We start from the raw sequence: 20390 nt of genomic DNA on the forward strand, positions 1-20390 counted from the left end.
CTATAATACTATAGAATTAATGAAAAGTTACATACATATTGATATTTAATGCAACTTTAATTTACATTTTGTGTCAAAATGTCATAGGGTATTTAATACTCGAAAAAAAGTTATTTGGAGGAAAAAATGTCTGTTCCGTATACTGAAAAACCTTGGGAATTTTTAAAAGATTACCGTGAAATAAAAGTCTTTTCCGGCGAATGGCCTACTTTGCCTGAAATGTTTAAAATAACCGTTTCCCGTTATCCGCAACGCGCCTGTTTTACCATTTATGAACCGAACAGAATCAGCCTGAATTACACTGAAGCGCTCAAGGTAATAGAAGCCGTCTCCCGCTGGCTGCATAAAAATGGAATTCGCAGGGGCGACAGAGTCGCCGTAACTGGAAAAAACGCTCCTGAATGGGCAGTCGCGTATCTTGCAATACTTTTTGCCGGCGGCGTGGTTGTCCCGATAGATTATCAGCTTAAAAATGAAGAAATCGACATGCTGTTAAAAGCCTCAGGCGCGAAAATGATTTTTGTTGATGAAGAAAAACATGAGTATTATACGTCAAAAAGATCCGGCCTTGAAAAAGTTCTTTCCCTAAGAAAAGGAGTGGGAACTTATATTTATGACCTTGACGGACCTCAAGCTGAAATTGAAAAGGCGGTAGAGACCGATACCGCCGCAGTGCTTTTTACGTCGGGAACAATGGGAATCCCAAAGGGAGTCATTTTAACGCACAGGAACCTCGTCTCTGATTGTTACTTGGCGCAGGGAACGCCCCTTATAGTTTTACATACCGATATTTTTTACGCGATATTGCCAATTCATCATTCATACACAATGCTTGCCGTATTTATAGAAACAATTTCAACGGGAGCCGAAGTTGTTTTTGGGAAACGTATGGTGACAACGCAAATTTTAAAAGATCTAAAAGAAGCGAAGATCACAATGCTGTTAGGCGTACCCATGCTCTTTAATAAAGTTCTTGCGGGAATCTTAAGGGGATTAAAAGCCAAAGGGCCTATTGTTTACGGCCTTATATCATGTTTGATGGGCATTTCCGGCCTTATAAAAAAACTTTTTAAAGTGAATCCCGGCAAGAAAATGTTCGGGTTCGTTCTGGACAAGGCAAGTCTTACGTCGATACGTATTTGCATCTGCGGCGGCGGTCCGCTTGCGCCAAGCGTGTTTAGAAAATACAACCAGCTTGGAATTGACTTTGTTCAAGGCTACGGCCTTACAGAAACTTCCCCGATTATCACAATTAATCCTATCGAAGCGTACAAGGAAACCAGCGTTGGCCGCCCTTGTCCCGGCGTAGACATGAAAATACTAAATCCCGACGAGCGCGGAATCGGCGAAGTAATCGTTAAAGGACCTATGGTAATGCAGGGGTATTATCAATTGCCAGAAGAAACAGCCGCAGCCTTTACAAGCGACGGTTATCTTAAAACGGGCGATTTGGGTTATATGGACAATGAAAATTATTTGTATCTGACGGGGCGAGCGAAAAACATGATTGTTACTGAAGGCGGCAAAAACGTATATCCCGAAGAAATAGAAAACGAATTCCAGCTTTATGAAGAAATCGATCAAATTTTAATCCGAGGATATATTCAGGACAAGAAAATGAAGAGCGAAACCATCGAAGCGCTTGTGTATCCCAATCCCGAATACAAAGATTCAAATGGAACAATTCCTGACACTGCGCAGATGAAAAGCAGAATCGACTGGATCATTACGGAAGTCAACCAAAGGTTACAACCTTATCAAAAAATAGACAGAGTTGTAATTCTTGATAAGCCGATGGAGATGACCACTACCAAGAAAATTAAGCGTGGGGAATTGAATAGCTGAGTTTTACTCCAAAGACCTCACACAAAGGTACAAAGAACACGAAGAGGAAGAAGGTGTTTTTGTCCGTTATCTTATCGTGAAGTCCACGCATAGCTTTCGGACGACAACCCCTGATCCCCCCTTTGTGAACCTCAACCGAGACCGAAGGTCGAAGGTTCCCCTCTTGATCTTTGTACCTTTGTGTTCTTAGTGTGAACTTCTTCCGGGAAATTATTCTGTTTTTAGGGAATAGATTTGCTATTTTAGGATTTTTTAAACACAATGAATCTTTGTCCAAGATAGTTCAATCCGGTAAAAAGGCACATCCCGGCAAATAAAGAAACATTATCCTGAATTTTTTGCGGATACTCTGCAAACAAAAAGTATAGCGCTGTCCTTGCTATTCTATAAGCTAAAAACCATGAGGCCGCAATAGTTGCAATATAGGCGATAATCATATACAAAGACCATTTGCGGACATTAAAAGTCCAGTATTTATTGAGAAAAAAACTTAAAATGCTTCCTAATACATAGTTTGCCGCAGATGAAATCCAGTACCCAAAGCCAAAAATATTGTACATAACAAACATCAAGCCGGAACCTGCAATAGTGTTGATAAATCCGACCATTAAAAATTTAAGAAAAATACGATCAAATATCATCAGTTGTCCATAACTTCACGATGGATAATCTCTGCGGAAGGGTATCTAATAACAATAAAATTGTTATCTTCGTAATTTGTCTTGAGCAATGTAAAAGGCCGCTTTGCTTTTTGCGCCATATCTAATCGCGTATTTTTAGCGTCTTCCAAAAACTTAGAAACGGTTTTATAGAACAGACAGCAAAGAGCCATTACAAAAACCACAAGGCCGAAAAATGGCAGGGACAATAATGACCGCAAGCGGTTTTCAAAAACGCCGCTTGTTTTTCCCTTGCGGGAAATATGCGCGTCAATAAATGAAAAAAGGGCGTTTTGTACAGACGGAAGCAGCGGTATAATACAAATTATTATACACGTAAGTACAAGTATTATTACTAATTTCTTTGCCTTTGCTGAATGGTAAATTCTATCCAGCAATATTTCAGGCGTTTCATTGTTCTTCATTTCTTTTTTCCTTTATAAATAAAAATTTTTCGACATGGTATCTGGGGCGATGTTTCGCCTCCAAATATATTTTTCCGATGTATTCACCGACAATACCGATAGAGAAAAGAATCAGTCCGCCTATTCCCCACAATGAACAGGCAATACTCGCCCAACCGCTTATTGTGTGGCCGGAAAAATACCTGACAAAAAAATACGCAATCATCGCAATACTGACTGTAAAAATTAAAACTCCCAGCAGAGTTATAAGGCGTAATGGTTTTACTGAAAATGAAGTAATGCCCTCCATGGCGAATTTAATCATCTTCTTTAACGGATATTTACTTGTTCCCGCCATACGTTCAGCGCGTGTGTAATACTCAATGCCTGTTTTGAATCCAAGCATTGGAATAATGCCGCGTAAAAAAAGATTTACTTCGCCATATTCCGCCAGCGCTTCAAGGGCATTTTTTCCCATTAGGCGGAAATCGGCATGGTTATATACAACGTCCACGCCTAAAAAACGCATGAAACGGTAAAACCCCTGCGCCGTGGACCGTTTAAAAAAACTGTCTGTTTCGCGATTTGAGCGGACGCCGTACACAATTTCAAATCCTGCGCGGTATTTTTCTATCATTTTACTGATAACATTAATGTCATCCTGTAAATCCGCGTCTATGGAAATAGCCGCGTCAACCGACAAGACCGGATGATCTTTAACCGCAAGCAATCCGCATAAAAGGGCGTTTTGATGCCCTCTGTTTCCCGACAATTTAATACCGCTAAAAACAAAAGGATTTTCAGTATGGAATTTTTCTATCAAACTCCATGTGTTATCACTTGAGCCGTCGTCAACAAAAAATAATGTCGATTTTTTATCAATAATTTGTTCAGAGGTAAGCTGTTGCAATGTATCGGACAGCTTTTTCGCAGTTTCAGGCAATACTTCCTGTTCGTTGTAACAGGGGATAATAATTGCCAATATCGGCTTGTCAGATTTATTATTCACTTTTGCCTTTGAGAGAAACATACCGGGTATTATCCGCAGTCATTGTTTTGTACGCTCTTTGTATCCTTAAAAGCCCCTGCGCCGTTTTCAGCACTCCTTTTTGGTGATTAATGTTGAGCGCCTTAAACCCTTTGCTTAATCGGGAAAGTTCCACATTGATCTGTTTCCTCATTCCTTCATTTTTCATAAGAAATCTATGTTATCATTTTATAGATTTAATAGAAATCAGTCAAGGTTTTTACGAATGGATAACGAAAATATTGTTAGAAAGGGAGTTTTATGGTATTTTGAGGAAAGGAGATAGATGCAAGTTTCCATAAATGCCCGCATAAAGGCTGTCAGAAAAGCGTTGGGCTGTCACAACGGGCTTTTTGTCGGGGTATTTTTCTTTCTCAAGGTTTTTACGCTCAAATAGAAAGTGGGCTTAAAAAAGCCAACGAGCGCATCTACGAACTAATATCAACAAAATATAATGTCAACAAAGACTGGCTTTTGACAGGGAAAGGGGAGATGTTTTCCGGCCCGGCTCCCGATGTTGAACTGGAACAACTAATTGAAATTTACAAGGAACTTGACCCCCTGTTCAGGGAATACCTCATGCTCCAGATAAAGCAGCTTCTTGACGTTCAAAAGCGCGGCAAAAAAGTGGAAAACAAAGAACAATTATTTTCCCTACTCCTTTCCCCTCACCGCCGCGCTCTGCGCATGCCCTTCCAATCCTTCGGCGCGGGCGAGCGCTTCAGCGGCGTTACGCGCTTTTTCAAAGCCTTCACCTGGGGCGCAGCGCAGTGTTGTTACGGTTTTTAAAAAGTGGCGCACGGACAGGCCGCCTGTAAAACGGGCGCTTGTTTTTGTGGGCAGGGTGTGGTTTATTCCGGCGGAATAATCGCCGAGGACTTCCGCGCTGTACGCGCCTATAAAAAGTGAACCGTAATTTTTCAGTTTAGGAATCCAATTGTCCGCGTCTGCGGTTTGGAGTTCTAAATGTTCAGGCGCGATTGTGTTGGCAATGCGAATCGCCTCTTCCTTTGCTTCATAGACGATAATAAGGCCTCCGACTTCCAAAGATGCGCGGGCGGTTTTTTCAGTTGGCAGAGTTTTTATTCTTCTCTCGACAGCCGCAGCAATTTTTTCGGCAAGTTCTTTGTTTGGAACTAATGCCCTTGCGCGGGCATCAGGATCGTGCTCAGCCTGACTTAGCATATCCGCTGCGGCAATATCTGCCGCTTTTTCAATATCTCCATCACCAGAGCGCCCGTCCGCGATAATCAGCACGTCTGTGGGGCCGGCGATAAAATCAATCCCTACTTCGCCGAACAATAGCCGCTTGGCAGTCGCGACAAATCTATTTCCGGGACCAGCGATAACGTCAGCGCGGGGTATTGATTCAGTGCCAAGAGCAAGAGCGGCAATTGCCTGTGCGCCGCCCATAGCGAAGATACGAACATTTTTGTTGTTTGTAATTTCAGACGCTATCATGGCGGCGGCAAGTATTTTATTATCGGGAAGTCCGTCTTGAGTCGGGGGAGAAGAGAGGATCACTTCTTCCACGCCGGAACAAAAGGCGGGTATCATGCACATGAGGACTGAGGAAAAAAGCGGGAAACGTCCGCCGGGAACATAAATTGCCGCCTTTTCTACAGGGATAATACGCTGGCCTGTAACAATACCCTGCTCCATTTCAAATTCAAAATCGGCGAATTGCTCCCGTTGTTTTTCAGAGAAGCGTTTTATGTGCAGGGCGGCAAGCTCCATCGCGTCTGCAAGAGCGCGGTTATTTTCACGCAACTGATTAAAAGCGCGTTTTGCTTCAGTTAGAGGAATTTCCAGATACTGCGGGGAAGATTTGTCAAACTTGGAAGCGTATTTCCTGACAGCCGCGTCTCCGTTAGCGCGTACCTGCTCTATTATTTTCTTTACGGTTTTTTCAGTTTTTGCATCATCAGAGCGTTTTGATTCGTTTTTCCAATATGAATCAAAATCAGTACTTTGAATTATTTTCACGTTACGCTCCTTATAATTTTATCGCATGCTTCAAGGAACGCGTCCATATCTTTGTCCGTACCAACACTGACACGCAGATAATCTTTAATTTTTTCTTTATTAAAATGCCTTACAAGAATTCCATTCTCACGTAATGCGGCAAAAAAATCCGCTCCTTTTACGCGCGGCGGTTTAATAAAAAGAAAATTTGACTCTGACGGCAAAACTGTAAATTTCAGACCGCGCAAGGAATTCACTACCCGTTCCCTTGTAGCGGCGACACGAGTGTTTATTTCATCGTAGTATGCAGTGTCCCTAAGCGCCGCCGACGCTCCAGCAAGAGCAATTCTATCCATAGTGTACGAATTAAAGGAATCGCGGATTCGGCATAGGGCTTCTATCAATTTTTCATTGCCGATCGCAAAACCTGCCCTTAACCCTGCGAGAGACGCGGATTTTGAAAGAGTATGCACCGTCAATAAATTAGGATGACCGTTAATATGCGGAATTGCCGATAAAGAGCCGAGTTTCGCGTCTTTTGCGCCGCTAAAGGCGATATAAGCCTCATCTGCAATAAAAACTTTCCCTATTCCGGCAAGGTATTCGGCAAGAGATAAAATTTCTTTTAACGGCAGAGCGATTCCCGTCGGAGCATTTGGGTTTGGAAGGATAACGCCGCCTGATTTGATTTTATATTCATCGGCATTAATTGTAAAATCATCGCGTAACGGCATTAACTTGTACGGTATATCCCAAAGGTTGGCATAAACAGGGTAAAAACTGTAAGTTATGTCAGGGAACAGTACTGGCTGTATTTTTTCATTGCTCGTTCCGGTAACGCCCTCTTTGGCGGATTCAAAAAACGCGCCGAAAGCAAACGCTAAAATTTCATCGGAGCCGTTGCCTGCAAATACCTGTTCCTTTTTAACGCCGTAACGCGCCGCAGCCGCTTCGCGAAATTCCGTACATTCAGGATCGGGATACAGGCGCAAGCTTTCATTCGCCGCCTTTTGAATGGCTTCGATAACCGCAGGCGAAGGCGGATAGGGATTTTCATTCGTGTTAAGTTTAATGAATCTCCTGTCCTTGGGCTGTTCGCCGGGCACATATGGGGAAAGATTTTTTATGCGGGTATTCCAATATTCGCTCATAAAAACTTACTTTTTGTGCCTCCGGTCAAGCTCGTCAAGTATTTCTTGAATATTCACTCCGGCTTTTGTCATCAACACAGTTGTAAAATAAATAATGTCGGCGGCTTCCCAAATAATTTCTTCGCGGGTTTTTGCCTCGCACAATTCTTTCGCCTCTTCCATAATTTTTTCGCGCACAAGCTCATCGTCAAGGGTAGCCGTATACGAACCCGGCATGGGATTGCGAAAACGGTCCCGTATTATTTTCTGCAAAAATTGCAATGTATAGCCCCTGTTATTTGAAAAACATGACCACGCGCCGGTATGGCAGACTGAGCCTTCCGGCTCCGCTATGGCAAGAATCGCGTCCTTATCGCAGTCGGTTCTTAATCTGATTAATTTTAACACATTGCCGGAATTCTCGCCTTTCATCCAAAGTTTGTTTCTTGTCCGGCTGTGAAAACAAACATTGCCGCGCTTGAATGTTTCAGCTAACGCCTCTTTGTCGGTAAAACCTGTCATTAATATTTGGCCGTCGATGGCTTGAACTATAATGGGAATGAGCAATGAGCAATTAGTAATGAGCAATGGAGGAGAATCAACAGATAATTGTGTTGCATTCGGAGACGTTGCGGGGAGGACTCCCCCACTCCCTTTCTTCCAGTTAAGCGACACTATGAAAGCGTCGGCTAGATTTATTTTTCCGGTGTATAGGGCCATGCCTAGCTGAACGTCACAGCCTAGTGCGGCGATTTCCTCAACTTCAGCTAACGTTGAGACTCCGCCGGCTACGGTAATCTGGCAGGATACCGCTTCGCGCAATTTGCGCACGGGGGAAAGGTCGATGCCGGTCATGGTGCCTTCGCGCTCTACGCAGGTAAAAAGCAGTTCGCCAGCGAAAGGCTCAACTAATTTTGCAGCTTCAATAAGGTCTAGGCCTGTGGGGGTTTTCCAGCCATCCACGACAATTTCTCCGGCGCGGGCGTCAACTGCGGCGATTAGCCTCTGCCGCCCGATTTTTTTTGACATGGTTTCAAGGAAGGGGATATTTACCGCAAACTCCCCGCCCGCGATTCCAGCCCCTTTTTTAGCAGGATCGCGAAAAGCGCCGGAGCCGACTATTATTTTCCGCGCCCCAAGACTGACCAGTTCCTGCGCCTGCTGAGGCGTTTTAATGCCGCCGCCTACCCGGCATTCTGCTTTTCTAAGAAGGGGCTTTATCATTTCAAGGTTGGAACCCTTCCCCATCGCCGCGTCAAGGTCTATGACCGCGACTTCGCCGTAGCGATCGAATTCTTCCGCCAATTCAAGATGATTGTCCCGTTGAAGCACAAGTTCCTCGCCCTGTTTTAACTGAACGACTTTGCCATTTTGTATGTCTATCGAAGCTATTACCATAACTTATTATATTGTAAAAATCGGATAAGAATCAATAAGACCTCTCACCAAGATTACAAAGGTACAAAGAACACAAAGAAAATCAAGATTATTAAAAATATTTTCGCCTCTCATTCGTCTGCTAAGGTAGAGGAGAATTAATATGAGAAGAAATTTTAAATGGGTATTTGGCGGTATAATTGCTATTCCGGTGATGGCTGCCTTATTCGGAGCTATTGTAATGCTGTTGTGGAACGCTCTTTTGCCGACGCTTTTTAACTTTCCGCAGATTAGCTACTTGCAGGCGGCGGGGCTGCTCATTCTGGCGAGGCTGTTGTTTGGCGGCATTGGCACTAGGGGGCATGGCGGACGCGGAAGAGCGATGGGAGATGAGCGGCTTCATCACGGAAACAAACTTCGTGAAAAGTGGATGAATATGAGCGAGGAAGAACGCAAAGAATTTATGGAAAAGGAAAAAGATTTTTTTAAGTTTCATAAAGGTTTTATGCGCTTTAACGGTTGTTTCAGCGATGAGGAAGAAACGAAACGGAATGATAACTCCGGCGTAAAAAAGGATGATAGCGGTGAATAATTCTGTCATAACCGTACAAAACCTGACCAAGCGTTACAAGGGCGCGGAAAAACCGGCGGTTGACGACATCAGTTTTTCCGTCGGAAAAGGCGAGTTCTTCGCGTTCCTTGGCGCGAACGGCGCTGGGAAAACGACGACCATTTCCATCCTAACAACGACGCTTTCCAAGACTTCAGGAGAGATAAAAATCGCGGGGTTCGATATTGAGAAAGAGGCGAGGAAGGTGAGGGAAAAAATTGGCATCATCTTTCAACAGCCAAGCCTTGACCCGCAGTTGACGGCGGAGCAGAATATCCGCTTTCACGCCTGCCTGTACGGAATGTGCGGATACCGCCCATCTTTCAAACTTATGCCGTCAGCATACCGCAAAAGGGTAATGGAGCTTGCCGAAATTGTTGGAATACAGGACGCGCTTTTTAAGCCTATCAAAAAGCTTTCGGGCGGAATGCAGAGAAAACTGGAAATTATCCGCAGTCTAATCCATACGCCCAACGTGCTTTTTCTTGATGAGCCGACTCAAGGGTTGGACGCGGTAAGCAGACGCGGGCTTTGGAATTACATTAATGAAACGCGCATCCGTTACGGGACAACGGTATTCCTCACGACTCATTACATTGACGAGGCTGAAAACGTGGATACGGTATGCCTTATCAATAACGGAAAAATCGCCTCTTGTTGTCCGCCTCAGGAATTAAAGCGAAGTTTAATGAGGCATGAACTTATTTTAGACGCTGATGACAGATCGGCTTTGACAAATGAACTGTCCTCTCTTGGACTTCAGTTTTCGTTGAACGGGCGCGTTGTCGTTCCTTACAAAGATTCAGCGCAGGAAATTATTTCGCGGATAAAGACAAAACTGACCATATTGAAAATACACGAACCTTCGCTTGAAGACGCGTATATTGAATTTTTAACCAAACAAAAGGGGGTGTAGTATGAGCGAACTTGTTTTAGCGCAAAAAAAATCGCGGCTGTTTAGGGAGTTAAACACTGTTGTAACCGTTATGTCCCGTGAAATAACGATATTTTTCAGGTCACCCGCCACGGCGATTATGAGCATCGCGATGCCTATTGTTTTAATGGGAATGATCGGCGGCAATCTTATGCAAAACATGGCGGGCGGACTTGGCTTTCAATTCGGGCAATTTATGCTGGTGGGGATGTTAGTCAACATGCTTTTTATGGTTACCACAATGGGCATGACTTCTCTTGTAGACGATCACGACATCGACTTTAATCAGGAAATGCTTGTTTCGCCGGTTTCCCGTTATTCGATTGTGGTTGGCAAAATACTCGGCTCCGGTTTCGCGGCAATTATAAGCATGGCAGGAACGCTGATCGTCTCTCTTGCGATGGGTATCACTCTGCCAGCGGGCAAACTGCTCTTAATTCTCGCCCTATCGCCGCTTATGTGCTTATCAGGCGGCGCATTGGCGATGATCATCATAGGTCTTATTAAAAACAAAAGGGCGGCGAATCTTGCCGTAATGCTCATTGTCATGCCGCAGATGTTTTTGTCAGGCGCGATTATCCCAATCAACAATTCTTCCGGCGTTCTGTTAATTTTAAACCGCGTAATGCCAATGACATACTGTTTAGACCTTGTTCGCGCCGTTGTTTACAGGGGCAATCCCGAGTATAATAGCGTAGTTATGTTTAATCCGTTAGTCAATTTTATGGCAATTATCTTGCTGACAACAGTTTGCCTCGTTCTTGGCACTTACTTCTTCGCGCGAAGCGAAAAAGACAGGTAATCTTAATGGCGAAAAAATCAGCAGCGGAAATATTTAAAAGTTATCGGCAACGGCTGTTAAACTTCATCCGCAACCGTGTAAACCAAATTGAAGACGCGGAAGATATTTTACAGGACGTGTTCTATCAATTCAGCCGAGTGAATGATTTAATTACACCGATAGAAAATATTTCCGCGTGGCTTTACCGCGCCGCCCGTAACAAAATAATTGATCATCATAAAAAGAAAAAAGACGCGCCGTTGCCCGCGTTATACGATGAAGACGGCGATGAGTACATATTTGACGAAATAGCTGACATTATCTACGGTAAAGAAGCGACTCCCGAAACAGAAATGTTGCGCTCGCTTGTTTTTGAAGAAATACAGACAGCCCTTGCCGATCTGCCAAAAGAACAGCGCGAAGTTTTTGAGATGACTGAACTGCTTGGTTTCTCGGTAAAAGAAACCGCAGAAAAAATCAACGCTCCCGTAAACACCGTTCTTTCACGCAAACATTACGCTGTAAAGTATTTAAGAAAAAGACTTGAAGAATTGTACATTGACGTTATGGGGATTTAGCTCCCTTTTATGTGAAGTCTTATTGAATAATTTTTGCCAATTTGATACAATAAATACTTATTAAGGAGAAGAAGTTTTATGAAAAAGAGTATTTTTATGTTATTGGCGGTTTTTCTTGCGACCGGCATAGTGTTTTTTGCGTCATGCGGTAAAAAGGATGCGGGGACGCTTACCTGCGGAGTAACTGAATATGAGCCGATGAACTATAAGGACGAAAGGGGCAATTGGACGGGTTTTGACACTGAGCTTGCCATGCTTGTCGGAGAAAAGCTTGGCATGAAGGTGGCGTTTCAGGAAATAAATTGGGACAATAAATATCAGGAGCTTCAGGCCGGTTCCATAAACGCCATCTGGAACGGATTTACAGCTAACGCTTCTGAAGACGGCGTGCCAAGAAGCAATATGGTCGATTTCAGCTACAGTTATATGGTAAATCAGCAAAGCATTGTCATCAAAGCCGAAAGAGCGAGTGAATTCAGGAGTATGGATGATCTAATTGGCAAGAAAGCCGCTTGTGAAAGCGGTTCAGCCGGTGAATCATTCGCGAAAGAATTTATAGAAGACTCAAGCCTTATTACCGGCACGCCCGCGCAAATCAGCACGTTCCTTGAAGTCAAATCAGGCTCCGTTGATTTTGCTATTGTTGACATCCTTTTAGCGCGGAGGCTCGCCGGTTCGGGCGATTATTCCGATTTAACAATCGCGACTATTACCCTTGATCACGAAGTTTATGCCATCGGTTTTAAAAAGGGAAGCCCTCTGACGCATAAAGTCAACAAAGCGCTGAAAGAGTTATACGAAGAGGGAAAAATGATGGAACTCGCGAAAAAATACAAGCTTGAAAACTCTCTCGTTCTTGATACTAAATTTAAAGGATAATTCCATTATATGGGATTTTCAGCGGTAACATTAAGGCTTTTAAACGGTTTCCAAACCACATTCCTTATTTTTTCGCTGACTCTTTTATTCGCCCTTCCGCTCGGCCTGATTATTTCATTCGGGTCAATGTCAAAAATCAGGCCTCTTAAATTTATTGTCAGAATATTTGTCTGGTGCATAAGAGGCGTGCCTTTGATGCTCCAGATATTTATAGTGTTTTACGTGCCGGGGTTTGTTTTCGGCGCGCCGATTTCTTCAAGGATTAACGCCGCCATAATCGCGTTTTCAATTAACTACGCGTGTTATTTCAGTGAAATATTCCGAGGCGGCATTGAAAGTATTTCCGCAAGCCAATACGAAGCAGGACAAGTTTTGGGAATGACAAAAGCGCAGATTTTTTTTCGAGTCGTACTGCTTCAGGTTATTAAGCGGATAACGGCCCCGATGTCAAACGAAGTTATTACGCTAGTGAAGGACACCGCCCTTGCGCGGGTAATTATGGTAGTGGAAATAATCAGGGTAGCTGAAACATTTGCCTCGACCAGGGCAATTATTTGGCCGCTGTTTTATACCGGCGCTTTTTATTTGTTGTTTGTCGGCATCCTTACGCTTCTGTTTGGATACATCGAACAAAAATTAAGTTATTTTAAGGCGTAAAAAATGGCTATTCTTGAAGCGTATAATATCGCCAAACGTTTTGGCTCATCTGAAGTTTTGAATAACATCAGTTTTTCACTTGATGAAGGCGAAGTTCTTGCCATTATCGGATCTTCAGGCAGCGGAAAAACAACGCTCTTGCGCTGTTTGAATTTTTTGGAAAAGCCCGATTTTGGCAGCGTCATAGTTCGAGGGGAAACGCTGATAGACTGCAAAGGCCATTCCCATTGGGACGAGTCCGATATAAGGCAAAAACGCCGTCATTTCGGGCTTGTGTTTCAGGCGTTCAATTTATTTCCCCAATACACCGCGTTTGAAAACATAACGCTTGCCCGTGAGTTGGAAGCAAAAAAAAGAGCGGATTACAAAAAAAACAGAAAAAACATAATCGAAGAAATACGCAAGGAAGGCGAGGTTCTTCTTGAACAAATGGGTTTGTCCGCAAAACGCGATTTATATCCCCACCAATTATCAGGCGGCCAACAGCAGAGAGTCGCCATCGCCAGGGCATTGGCTTTAAAACCGGATATTTTATGTTTTGACGAGCCAACATCCGCCCTTGATCCCGAATTAACAGGAGAAGTGTTAAAAGTAATCCGCGCTCTGGCGGAGAAAAATACAACGATGATAATTGTTACCCACGAAATGCAATTCGCGCGTCAGGTTGCCGACACTGTTCTCTTTATGGACGAAGGCGTTATTGTCGAGTATGGACGGCCTGAACTTCTTGATAATCCTTCCAGTGAGAGATTAAAACGGTTTCTCGAAATGGGCAGTTATTAACGGACGCTTTATAGGACAGAAGAAAATCAGGTATGATATTTTCTTGCGCGAGGTCTTTGGAAATATTATGAACTCAAAAACTTTTCAATCTCCGAAGCCGTAGAAAACTCCAACACTTTCTTTGCCATCTCTTCAGTCTGCGCCACCGTAACTGAGGCAATCGCCCTTTTTACCGCCGCGACAGACGCGGCTCCCATGCTGAATTTACGCAAGCCTATTCCAATAAGTATCGGTATGGCAACCGGATCGCTTCCCAACTCCCCGCAAATTGAGATTGGCTTTTTGGCGTTGTTAAAAGCCGAAACGACCTCTTTTATCAATCCGAAAACGGCAGGGTGGTAACACTGGTAATAAGGCTCCATTTCAGCGTTCATTCTGTCAGCGGCGCATAAATACTGGCAAAGATCGTTTGACCCTATGCTCGCGAAATCAACTTCCTTTGCCGCCAAACCGGCAATTATGGCGATACTTGGAATCTCTATCATTATGCCGATTTTAACTTCGCCAAATTGGACGTTTTCTTTTTTTAAAGCGCCTTTTACTTCGGCAATTATTTCTTTTGCTTTTCTTATATCGTCAAGAGAGCCGACCATCGGAAGCATAAGCCAAAGATTGCCATAAATTGACGCTCGAAGAGCCGCTCTTAACTGGGTTTTAAAAATTTCAAGATTACTGAAACATAACCTTATGCCCCGTTTTCCCAAAAAAGGGTTATCTTCGTGTTTCTGTTCTATGCACGATACTTGTTTGTCCCCGCCAATATCCATAACACGTAAAATAACCGGTCTTTTGCCGAAACATTCCAAAACTTTACGGTAAGATGCAAATTGTTCTTCTTCCAATGGCGGAGTATTACGCCCCATATAAAGAAATTCCGTCCTGAATAAACCTACGCCATCCGTGTAACTTTGCGCTCCAAGTTCGTCATCATTGGCATTTGAAATATTTAGACCAATGTCAATTTTTACCCCACAGGAAGTGACCGCTTCCCTCTTCTTGAATGTTTCGGCGTCTTTTCTGTCGCGGTTAAAAACTCCGCTTTTCTCCTGATACTCTTTTACAACGTCTTCTTCAGGATCAATAATTACCGTTCCTTGCACAGCGTCAACTGCGGCGCGTTGTCCCTGTTTTACATAACTTAGTAACCCTTCAATGCCTAAAATGGCGGGTATACCGTAACTCTTGGCGATAATTGCGGCGTGAGACGTTACACCGCCCGTTTCGGTCAGAATCGCCAAAATTTTACCGCTGTTTAAACCGGCGGTGCTGGAAGGTTTAAGTTCGCGCACGGCAATGACGCAGGGTTCTTTTAAAGAGGAAAGAGAGCTTGATTTTTGCCCGTACCATAAACGCAGAAGCATTGCGCGAATATCGTCAAAATCCGCAGATCGCTCTGCGATAAGCGGATCTGGAGTTTTTCGCAAAACGCCTAGAACGGTTTCATAGACCTGATAAATAGCCCAGTCTCCCGCCCAATGTTCGTTAAGTATCCTTGCCGGAATCTCTTCGTTAATGATAAGGTCTTCCACTATCTCTTTGTGCGCGGTAAAAATTTCCGCCTTTACCGGATCAACGCTTGCAACGGAAAGCCTGATCTTTTCAATCTCGTCAAGGGCTTCTTTTTTAATGGAATAATAACGGGCAAGGTGCGCTTGTTCCTGTCCTGAAGGAACAAAGCTTTCGCAAGGAATGTCAAATTTTTCGTCGTAGATATAAATATGCCCCACGGCAATTCCGGGGGCAATTCCTTTTCCTTTTAAAATCATGTGGATAATAAAAAGGCTGCTGTTGTTTTACAATCAGCAGCCCTTTGGTTTCTACCAGCCGTCAACCATATCGTCCGGGTCGCGGTGATTCTCGGTAAAGAGATCGGTAACCGCTCGGAGATCGTCAAAATAAATATAGTAGCTGCCCCTTGCTTCCATCGGGTCGCAATTAACTCTGAAGCCGGTTATTTTTATGCCGTAGTTGGCGTGATAATGGTAGCTTCTTTGAATTACGCCGGGTTGCCCTTCGTTTTCCGGAGCCGGGGGAATAGTAACCGTCAGCTTTTGCCATCCAATGAAATTGAGTTTTCCAAAGCTAAACTCATAATCTCTGCCAAAGAAATCCTGAATTAACAAAAACAATTCATGATTAAAGTTACGTCCCGAAACCCACACGGAAACGGTTTTTGTAATTCCTTCTATTGGAATTGGACGAGCGGGATAAATATAAAATTGGCTGTATCCCCTGCGCAGAAAATCTATTCTGGTGCCAAGTACGTATTGATCCGGAATATCCATCTTTTCTTCATCGGGAATTTTTTGTTTTCCGGCGGGAGAGCCTATAAACAACCTGCTTGTCGGGAAACCGTCGTCATGCGATATTTTAGATCTCCAGAAACCGTCATGCTCAAACCTGTCAACGGACACTTCTTTTATTAGTTGTTGCCCGGCTTCAATCCCAATCTTATCCGGCTCAGCCGCGCCAACTTCCTGTTTTTGCTGGGCAAAGGCAAAGCCGCCGATACATAAAATTAATGTAATAATTAAAAATTTCCTCATTTTAATACTCCTTATTTTTCAGACCATAGCTTTTGAACATTTTGCGGATCAGCCAAATCGCTGCCGTCAAACAGAGCTTCATTTATATCCGTCAGAATTTTTAGCTGTTTAAAATAAATATAAAAATTGTCAACTCTTTCAACCGGCTGTGTCCACAACCTGAACTTTACAAAGTGCAAACTTGGATAAGTGGGTTCGTCCTTAATTTGAGGTTTATCCGAAATATCTTTTCCAAGCTCTTTAGCCCTTTTTATAGGTTCTGATTCCGTCCATACGGTTTGATTAAGGTTAGTGGGAATATTTACGCTCATGTTTTTCCAACCGAGGAAATAAACGCTTCCAAAGTTGAGAATATGAACTACGCCTTTAAAATCCCTGAAATAAACTTCAATGTAATACCTCATGTTGGATCCCCATACCCACATATCCATTCTTTTCATTCTGCCGGGAATGGGTATTCCGATCGGCTTTTCATCAGGATCATCCGCTAAAACCGGGTAAATATCTATCCAGTTATAGCCTCTTCGATCAAAACGGCCGTTTATTCCAAAACTTTTTGGAGAGCCTTCAGCTTTTCCTGCCCTGAAAGCCTGGCTTGGATACGCGTCAACATAGGTGAGTAACGGATAAGTGGCATTGTCGGTTTTGGTGATAAACCGGCTGGCATCCGTTTTCCATTTATATATTGAGTCACCATTCCCGTTAAAAGTCTCCAAAACCCAATTGTTTAGGTTCTCGGCTCTGTACTGACCATGTACTGATAAAACCGTTATACATGCCCAGATAATCAGGCAGATAAATTTCAAGCTTCTTTGTTTCATCATTAAGCTCCTTTAATAATCTATACTAAATTATATTAGTTTGAACTGTCTTTGTCAAATCTTTAACCACTTGTTTTTGTATTTTACCTAGATTTTTTTATTTTTGCAATGCCGTTCCCGTCAAATTTTTTCTTATTTAGTACCATAAATTCGGACTTAATAAGCCCGTTTTTCTCCCCTGCGCCGACCATCCTGACGGCCTGCCTAGCCTGCGCCCATGGTGAATCGTTAATAACCATGACTACGTCGGACGGCAGTAAAAAAGGGTCAATCCATGTAAAGAAAATAATCGGAACGTCGGCTTTCTTATCCATATACTCAAAACCCAAACCGGCAAGAATAACACAGGAAATATCGGGTGTTTCCGAATATTGTGAAAAAGAGTTAAAAAATTGAGTTTCAATAAGAATTCCCCTATCATATAGCCCTTTTAGAAAAATATCTTTCATCTGGGTCAGATTCTTTTCAAGAAAAACTACGATTTTATCATTTTTTTCCACTTCGGCGGCAGAATCACTATTTTTTGGCTCGTCTTTCGGCTTTAGAGCGCTAATGGCAAGTCCTAAATTGTAAAAATCGTCACTTATATCAGTTTTATAAATATAATATTCAGATTTATCCGCTCCAAGCGTCTTTTCAGCGGAGTTTTCACTCTCAGGATACCTTCCCTCCAACACAACAACAGGAATATCGGGGTTTTGCCCCCTGTAAATCTGCGCCGACTTTACAAATCTAAGGGGAAAAAGTACGCAATACGGCTTAGCAGAGATTCCTGCAACGGCAAATGAAACAATATCGTCACTTGCGTCATTAGTGACCTCGACGGTTCTTACAGGCCGGAACAGGAAAAATGACGAATGTAAGGCTTCGTTTTTAATCCTTTTCTTTCCATATAACTCGATAAAGGACTGTTCCGTCACGATTAATACAGGGGGACGGGTATAAAAGATGGCCAGTACGATAGCCACCGCTAAAGCAAGGCTTGCAATAATTATTAATGTTTTGGGTATCCGTCTCATGTTCATATAATACCACAATTATTAAAATTTTAAACACACTTGCCATATAAGAAAAAAGTCTATATACTGACAGATTAAGGAGCGAAAAACAATGATTAGTTATAAAGAATTGGGTCTTGTAAATACAAAAGACCTTTTTAAGAAAGCGGTTTCTGGCGGATATGCCCTTCCGGCGTATAATTTTAACAATATGGAACAAATGCAGGCTATTATCCAGGCGTGCGTGGAAACCAAATCACCTGTAATTTTACAGGTATCTGCTGGGGCGCGGAAATACGCCAATCAGAACATCCTGAAAAATATGGCGCGGGGAGCCGTGGAATACGCCCATGAGTTGGGATACGATATTCCCATAGTTCTTCATCTTGACCACGGCGACAGTTTTGAAATTTGCAAGGACTGTATCGAGACCGGCTTTTCATCGGTAATGATTGACGGTTCCCACTTGCCTTACGATGAAAACGTGGCGGTTACCAAAAAAGTTTGCGAATACGCGCATTCACAAAAAGATTATGTTACGGTGGAAGGTGAGCTTGGGGTTCTCGCCGGAGTGGAAGACAATGTTTCAGCCGAAAAAAGCCATTATACCCAGCCTTCAGAAGTGATAGATTTTGTCGGCAAAACAAAAGTCGATTCATTGGCAATTTCCATCGGCACAAGCCATGGAAGGGCAAAATTTAAACCGGAGCAATGCACAAGGGACGCGAACGGCATCCTTATTCCTCCCCCTTTGCGCTTTGATATCCTTGAAGAAATTGAAAAACAGATACCGGGCTTCCCTATCGTTTTACATGGCTCTTCATCAGTCCCCATTGAATATGTGCATATAATAGAAAAGTACGGCGGAAAATTAACGGACTCCGTAGGCATCCCCGAAGAACAGCTCCGTAAAGCCGCGAAAAGCGCAGTTTGCAAAATCAATATTGATTCAGACGGACGGCTTGCAATGACGGCTATGATCCGCAAGGTTTTTATTGAAAAGCCCGATGAGTTCGATCCCCGCAAGTACTTGGGCCCCGCGCGTGACGAACTTAAAAAACTCTATGCCCACAAGAACCAGAATGTTCTTGGCTCGGCGGGACAGGCGTGAAGTATAATACATCAACGATACCTATGCTGCTAACCAGGGATTGCAGGTTAGCGGCAAAGATATCAAACGGTTTATTCAGAATCGGCAAAACAAGATTTTTTTTAAATCGGAATTACAATCACAACCATTTTAAAAATCTGGCTCTCGTTTACTTTAAAGTGACGGGAGCCTGCAACCTGCGCTGTAAAATGTGCGGACAATACGGCGACAAGGGAGTAATGAACGACTGCGCTGCTGAAGAAAATAAAAAAATTCTTCCGCTTGAAACATGGAAAAAATTTATTGATGAAGTCGCGCCCTGTAAACCTGTTTCCTATATCTGGGGCGGAGAGCCGTTCCTCTACCCTGATCTTCTTCCCCTCGCGAAATACATGGTCGAAAAGGGAATGTATGTAAGCGTCAACACCAACGGCACTTTAATGGAACGGCACGCGGAGCAAATTGTCCGAGACGGATGGAGCACTATTTTTGTTTCGCTGGACGCTTTCCGAGACGTGAACGACGAATTGCGCGGCAAAGGCACTTATGACAAGGTAGTAGCGGGTTTAAAAGCCATCAACAATGAAAAGAAAAAGCAAAAAAAGAGATATCCGCTTTTAAGCATTGTAACGGTCGTTACAAATAAAAATTACATGGACCTTGCCAACCTTTCCGAAGCGAGCAAAGAATACGACATAGATCTGCACATCTATAATTTAGGCACTTATACAAATGACAATATTGTAGCCACACAGAAACGCTTTATGAAGGAAAAACTTGACACTGACATTGACTGCCTTGAAGCGTACAACACGGGTTACAACATGGGAATAGACGGGCAAAAATTGCACAAGATTTTACACGACATTCAAGAAAAGAATTTCGGGCATGTTATACTTACAGTTCCCACTTTAAACCCTGAAAAAACGCACACATACTACGCGGAACTTGAAACGCCCGTGCGCAATCACTGCGTCGTCCCCTGGTGCCAATTAAACGTAAACTACAACGGAGACGTGCATTTCTGCGCCGATTATCCCGACTACATTTTAGGCAACATAAAAAATCAGTCAATAAAAGAGATATACAACGGGGATCGCGCAAATTTATTCAGAAAAACACTAAATGAATGTGAAGGCGGAATGTTCCCAGGATGCCTTCGCTGTTATCAAAATATGCTTTTTGGTAAAAAAATTAAAGGATTCTAATACTCTGTAACAACTAAATATTTACAAAAAAACCTCACGCAAAGGCGCGGAGAAAATTTGGGAATAATGTTTTGTAAAGTTTTATATGTTACTGACTA

At 43.1% G+C, this 20390-nt stretch carries 21 protein-coding genes; 10 read left to right on the plus strand and 11 right to left on the minus strand.

What is annotated here, in order from left to right; genetic code table 11:
• Positions 1 to 126: 126 nt before the first annotated feature.
• Entirely contained in the window at positions 127 to 1845 is a 1719-nt protein-coding gene (locus ACYVRH_RS06650) for an AMP-dependent synthetase/ligase (RefSeq protein WP_461256144.1), read from the plus strand.
• 242 nt (positions 1846 to 2087) lie between these two features.
• On the opposite strand, the gene ACYVRH_RS06655 is transcribed toward ACYVRH_RS06650, so the two are convergent.
• The 7 genes from ACYVRH_RS06655 to hisE all read right to left on the minus strand — a co-directional run bounded on the left by ACYVRH_RS06655 (position 2088) and on the right by hisE (position 8428).
• Complete coding sequence (locus ACYVRH_RS06655; RefSeq protein WP_461256145.1) at positions 2088 to 2486, minus strand: GtrA family protein; 399 nt, start codon at positions 2484 to 2486, stop codon at positions 2088 to 2090.
• A complete protein-coding gene (locus tag ACYVRH_RS06660) occupies positions 2486 to 2929 on the minus strand; it encodes a hypothetical protein (protein WP_461256146.1) in 444 nt (147 codons plus the stop codon). The genes ACYVRH_RS06655 and ACYVRH_RS06660 overlap by 1 nt, the downstream gene beginning before the upstream one ends.
• Positions 2916 to 3917 carry a glycosyltransferase family 2 protein gene (locus tag ACYVRH_RS06665; RefSeq protein ID WP_461256147.1) on the minus strand — a complete coding sequence of 334 codons (1002 nt, stop codon included), beginning with the start codon at positions 3915 to 3917 and terminating at the stop codon, positions 2916 to 2918. Before ACYVRH_RS06665 ends, ACYVRH_RS06660 begins: the two co-directional genes overlap by 14 nt.
• Positions 3910 to 4104, minus strand: a complete 195-nt coding sequence (locus ACYVRH_RS06670; protein WP_461256148.1) for a hypothetical protein — start codon at positions 4102 to 4104, stop codon at positions 3910 to 3912. The genes ACYVRH_RS06665 and ACYVRH_RS06670 overlap by 8 nt, the downstream gene beginning before the upstream one ends.
• A 485-nt stretch (positions 4105 to 4589) precedes the next feature.
• Entirely contained in the window at positions 4590 to 5921 is a 1332-nt protein-coding gene (hisD, locus tag ACYVRH_RS06675) for a histidinol dehydrogenase (RefSeq protein ID WP_461256149.1), read from the minus strand.
• Positions 5918 to 7051 carry a pyridoxal phosphate-dependent aminotransferase gene (locus tag ACYVRH_RS06680; protein WP_461256150.1) on the minus strand — a complete coding sequence of 378 codons (1134 nt, stop codon included), beginning with the start codon at positions 7049 to 7051 and terminating at the stop codon, positions 5918 to 5920. Before ACYVRH_RS06680 ends, hisD begins: the two co-directional genes overlap by 4 nt.
• Positions 7052 to 7057: 6 nt before the next feature.
• A complete protein-coding gene (gene hisE, locus ACYVRH_RS06685) occupies positions 7058 to 8428 on the minus strand; it encodes a phosphoribosyl-ATP diphosphatase (RefSeq protein ID WP_461256151.1) in 1371 nt (456 codons plus the stop codon).
• Between the two features lie 142 nt (positions 8429 to 8570).
• Here hisE and ACYVRH_RS06690 point away from each other — a divergent pair, with 142 nt between their 5' ends.
• The 7 genes from ACYVRH_RS06690 to ACYVRH_RS06720 all read left to right on the plus strand — a co-directional run bounded on the left by ACYVRH_RS06690 (position 8571) and on the right by ACYVRH_RS06720 (position 13629).
• The gene (locus tag ACYVRH_RS06690) at positions 8571 to 8999 is read left to right on the plus strand and encodes a hypothetical protein (protein WP_461256152.1); all 429 of its coding nucleotides are present in this window, start codon (positions 8571 to 8573) and stop codon (positions 8997 to 8999) included.
• Positions 8992 to 9933 (plus strand): ABC transporter ATP-binding protein, encoded by a 942-nt coding sequence (locus ACYVRH_RS06695; protein WP_461256153.1) that lies wholly within the window; start codon positions 8992 to 8994, stop codon positions 9931 to 9933. The genes ACYVRH_RS06690 and ACYVRH_RS06695 overlap by 8 nt, the downstream gene beginning before the upstream one ends.
• A 1-nt stretch (position 9934) precedes the next feature.
• Positions 9935 to 10753, plus strand: coding sequence for an ABC transporter permease (locus ACYVRH_RS06700; protein WP_461256154.1), 819 nt, complete (start codon positions 9935 to 9937; stop codon positions 10751 to 10753).
• 5 nt (positions 10754 to 10758) lie between these two features.
• Positions 10759 to 11310: an RNA polymerase sigma factor gene (locus tag ACYVRH_RS06705; protein WP_461256155.1), complete on the plus strand. Its 552-nt coding sequence runs from the start codon at positions 10759 to 10761 to the stop codon at positions 11308 to 11310.
• A gap of 78 nt (positions 11311 to 11388) precedes the next feature.
• Positions 11389 to 12189, plus strand: coding sequence for a transporter substrate-binding domain-containing protein (locus tag ACYVRH_RS06710; RefSeq protein WP_461256156.1), 801 nt, complete (start codon positions 11389 to 11391; stop codon positions 12187 to 12189).
• A 9-nt stretch (positions 12190 to 12198) separates the two neighbouring features.
• Positions 12199 to 12846: an amino acid ABC transporter permease gene (locus ACYVRH_RS06715; RefSeq protein ID WP_461256157.1), complete on the plus strand. Its 648-nt coding sequence runs from the start codon at positions 12199 to 12201 to the stop codon at positions 12844 to 12846.
• A 3-nt stretch (positions 12847 to 12849) separates the two neighbouring features.
• On the plus strand, positions 12850 to 13629 hold the full coding sequence (locus ACYVRH_RS06720; RefSeq protein WP_461256158.1) for an amino acid ABC transporter ATP-binding protein: 780 nt from the start codon (positions 12850 to 12852) through the stop codon (positions 13627 to 13629).
• Between the two features lie 65 nt (positions 13630 to 13694).
• Here ACYVRH_RS06720 and ptsP read toward each other — a convergent pair whose 3' ends face one another.
• The 4 genes from ptsP to ACYVRH_RS06740 form a co-directional block, all read right to left on the minus strand.
• Entirely contained in the window at positions 13695 to 15395 is a 1701-nt protein-coding gene (gene ptsP, locus ACYVRH_RS06725) for a phosphoenolpyruvate--protein phosphotransferase (RefSeq protein ID WP_461256159.1), read from the minus strand.
• A gap of 51 nt (positions 15396 to 15446) precedes the next feature.
• Positions 15447 to 16175, minus strand: coding sequence for a flagellar filament outer layer protein FlaA (locus ACYVRH_RS06730; RefSeq protein WP_461256160.1), 729 nt, complete (start codon positions 16173 to 16175; stop codon positions 15447 to 15449).
• An 11-nt stretch (positions 16176 to 16186) separates the two neighbouring features.
• Entirely contained in the window at positions 16187 to 16996 is an 810-nt protein-coding gene (locus tag ACYVRH_RS06735) for a flagellar filament outer layer protein FlaA (RefSeq protein ID WP_461256161.1), read from the minus strand.
• 83 nt (positions 16997 to 17079) lie between these two features.
• On the minus strand, positions 17080 to 18021 hold the full coding sequence (locus ACYVRH_RS06740) for a hypothetical protein (protein WP_461256162.1): 942 nt from the start codon (positions 18019 to 18021) through the stop codon (positions 17080 to 17082).
• 85 nt (positions 18022 to 18106) lie between these two features.
• On the opposite strand from ACYVRH_RS06740, the gene ACYVRH_RS06745 reads away from it, so the two are divergent.
• Entirely contained in the window at positions 18107 to 19105 is a 999-nt protein-coding gene (locus ACYVRH_RS06745; RefSeq protein WP_461256163.1) for a class II fructose-bisphosphate aldolase, read from the plus strand.
• On the plus strand, positions 19102 to 20292 hold the full coding sequence (locus tag ACYVRH_RS06750) for a radical SAM protein (protein WP_461256164.1): 1191 nt from the start codon (positions 19102 to 19104) through the stop codon (positions 20290 to 20292). The genes ACYVRH_RS06745 and ACYVRH_RS06750 overlap by 4 nt, the downstream gene beginning before the upstream one ends.
• Positions 20293 to 20390 lie beyond the last annotated feature (98 nt).

The sequence above is a fragment of the Treponema sp. R80B11-R83G3 genome, assembly GCF_054786115.1.